Raw genomic sequence first — 3,394 nt, forward strand, 5'->3', positions numbered from 1 at the left:
ACCCAAATCACCGACAGATTCGGTAACTGGGTGAAATATTCATATGCCAGCGCGGGTAGCGAAAGGATATCGACAATCACATCAAGCGATGGACGTTCCGTAACGTTTGCCTACAGCGGCAGCGGTGACAGGGTTCAGTCGATCACAGATGGCAAGAGAACGTGGAAATATGGCTATGACGCGGGTGGGTTCTTACAGACGGTGACGCTGCCAGATCTGTCCACTTGGTCGTTTTCCTTGAGTTCTGTGGATACCCAGCCGAGGTCTGCGGGTGACCCCGACTGTGACAATGATATCGACCCTTCAAGCTATGCGCCGCTGACAGGAACGGTTAAACATCCGTCCGGCGCGGTTGGGACATTCGTTCTGAATGTAACCGTCCACGGGCGATCGAACACGCCGGGTACGAGCGCGTGTAGCTTCCTGACCAAAGTTCCAAGGTATTATTCGAACCGGGCGCTCACCCAAAAAACCATCAGTGGTCCAGGCCTTCCCGAATACGTCTGGAAATATGCCTACAGCTTAGCCGCCGGCAGCTTTTCGCCGTGCAATGCGTGTGAAAATACAAAAACAGTGACCATCACCGATCCCGCTGGTGCAGTTACGGTAAATACCTACGGAACCCTGTTCGGAATCAACGAAGGCCTTCTGCTGAATAGTACTCAAAAGAACTCCAGCGGCACAGTCCTTCAGACCGAAGCCCTGGCGTATGCTTCTTCGTCTGCAGGGCCGTATCCAGCTCATGTTGGGTATAGTGGAGTTCAATCAGATTCCATGGGGACGATCTACACGCCGCAGCAATCCAAGATAATTGGCCGCCAAGGTGTTAATTTTTCAAATGTAGTCACTGCGTTTGATAAATATGCTCGGGGGACGAGTGCCACCTTGTCAAGCACCTTGGGTTTGAGCAAGACGGTTGCCACTTTGTATTTCGATCAAACTGACAAATGGATCCTTGGTCAGCTTCAGGAGTTATCGATCAATGGGGTGGGGGTAGAGAGCTTTTCCTTTGACTCGTCTTCGGCGCTTCCGCTGTCTAGATCGAATTTCGGGAAGCTGTCGGCAAGCTACACCTTTAATACGGATGGAACCCTTGCGAGCATCAAGGATGGTTTGAATCACACGACAAAGTTTGAGAGCTATAAGCTAGGCACGCCGCAGACCGTGACGTATCCCGACACGACCAGAAAAACGGCGGTTGTCAATCAAATTGGCGGGATCGACAGCCTCAAAAATGAGGCAGGGATAACGACCAACTTTGGCTATGATGCCATGGGTAGGCTGTCTGCCATTTATTACCCCACGGAGACTGGCCTTACCTATAACGCGACAAACCTGAATTTCGAGCAGGTCAACTCCGTGGAATATGGACTCCCCGCAGGTCACTGGCGCTGGACCAAGTCCACAGGAAAGGGTGTTGTTACCAGCTATTTGGACGGCATGTGGCGAGAAAGAATCGTGGTTACCCAGGATTCTTCTAATGCGGCAACGCTGCGTGCAGTTTCAAAGAATTTCGACTTTGAAAATCGCCCCACTTTTGTAGGCTACCCGCAGGCCACGGTGCCCTCCATCACCGACACGCCCAAGGGCACGACCACGGTCTATGACCCGCTGGGCCGCGAGATCAGCCGCACCATCGACACCGAGCTGTCGCCGGCGCAGCGCACGGCCACCAATGTCTACCAGAGCGGCTTCACCACCCAGACCACAGATTTCAACGGCAACGTCTCAACCTCGAGCTTCCAGGCCTACGACAACCCGGACAAGGCGGTGCTGGCCAGCCTGAGCGGCCCTGAGGGCCTGAACCTGAGCATCACCCGCGATGCCTTCGGCGCCACCACGTCGATGACCAAGAACGGCACCAGCGCCGGCGTGACCACCAGCGTCACCCGCAACTACGTCTACGACGGCTACCACCAGCTGTGCAAGACGGTGGAGCCGGAGCTGGGGGCGACGGTGCAGGACTGGGACGCCGCAGGCAACCTGGCCTGGCGCAGCGGAGGGGTCTCACTCACCAGCACCGGCAGCTGCGACACCGCCAGCGTGCCCGCAGCTCAGAAGATCAGCTACGGCTACGACGCGCGCAACCGCCTGACCAGCACCACCTTCGGTGACAGCAGCCCCGCCATCACCCGCACCTACACCGATGACGGGCTGCCTAAGACAAGCACAACCAACGGCAACACCTGGACCTACAACTACAACAACCGCCGCCTCCTGGCCAGTCAGGTGATGTCGATCAACGGTGGCAACTTCAAGCTGGCGTGGGACTTTGATGCCAACGGCAACGTCTCTCAGCTGACCTACCCAGATGGCACCGTGCTGGCCTATGCCCCTAACGCGCTGGGCGAGCCAACACAGGTGGGAACCTACGCCACCAGCATCACCCGCTTCCCCAACGGCGCGGTCAAGAGCTACACCTTTGGCAATGGCATCACCCACACCCTGACCCAGAATGTGCGCGGCCTGCCCCTGCTGGTGAGCGACAGCGGCACCCTCAAGGATCAGTACAGCTACGACGCCAATGCCAATGTCATCGGTATTGACGACCAGCAGGAGAACCTGACCGATCGCACCCTGACCTACGACGGGCTGAACCGCCTGAAGACCGCCAATGGCATTTGGGGCAGTGGCAGCTTCACCTATGACGTGCAGGACAACATCCGCTCCAGCACGGTGGGCTCACGCAGCATCACCCATGCCTACGATCCGGCAACCAATCTGTTGACAGGGGTCTCTGGCAGCGTCACCTATGCGTATGCCTATGACGCCAACGGCAACATCACCTCGCGTGCCGGGCAGGCCTTTGTCTTTGACCTGGGCAACCGGCTGACATCGTCCACGGGCAAGGCCAGCTACATCTACGATGGCGAAGGACGACGAACCTTCATTACAAATGCCGGTGGAGCGACCCATCTGCAGCTGTATGACCAAGGGGGGCGATTCCTCTACGCGCGACGCAACACCGGGTCCATCGCAACCACCAAGTACGTTTACCTGGGCACCCAGTTGATCGCGGAGGTGGACTCAGCCAACGGAACAATCTACACGCACGTGGATGGCCTGGGCAGCCCCGTAGCAAGAACGGACACGGCGGCAGCCGTGCTCAGTCGCACTCGCTTCGAGCCCTTCGGCAAGGTGGTCTCGGGCTACAGCCCCACTCGTCCGGACAGCATCGGCTTCACCGGCCATGTCTACGACGCAGACACCGGGCTGACCTACATGCAGCAGCGGTACTACGATCCGATTGCGGGCAGGTTCCTGAGCACCGACCCCGTCCTCGCCGATGTCAGCAATGGGGGGAACTTCGGGCGGTATACCTACGTCGACAACAACCCGTATGCCAAGGTAGACCCCGACGGTCGGGATGCGGTGGTCACAGAAAAGAAGGATG

Annotated in this window: 1 protein-coding gene; it reads left to right on the forward strand. The window is 57.7% G+C overall.

Going from position 1 to position 3,394, the window contains the following annotated elements; all coding sequences use genetic code 11:
• Positions 1–774 precede the first annotated feature (774 nt).
• Positions 775–3,394: RHS repeat-associated core domain-containing protein (locus tag I73_RS32810; RefSeq protein WP_234409559.1), on the forward strand; the 2,620-nt coding region annotated here is incomplete at its 3' end.

It is taken from the genome of Ideonella sp. B508-1 (assembly GCF_000333615.1).
Lineage (GTDB): Bacteria > Pseudomonadota > Gammaproteobacteria > Burkholderiales > Burkholderiaceae_C > Ideonella.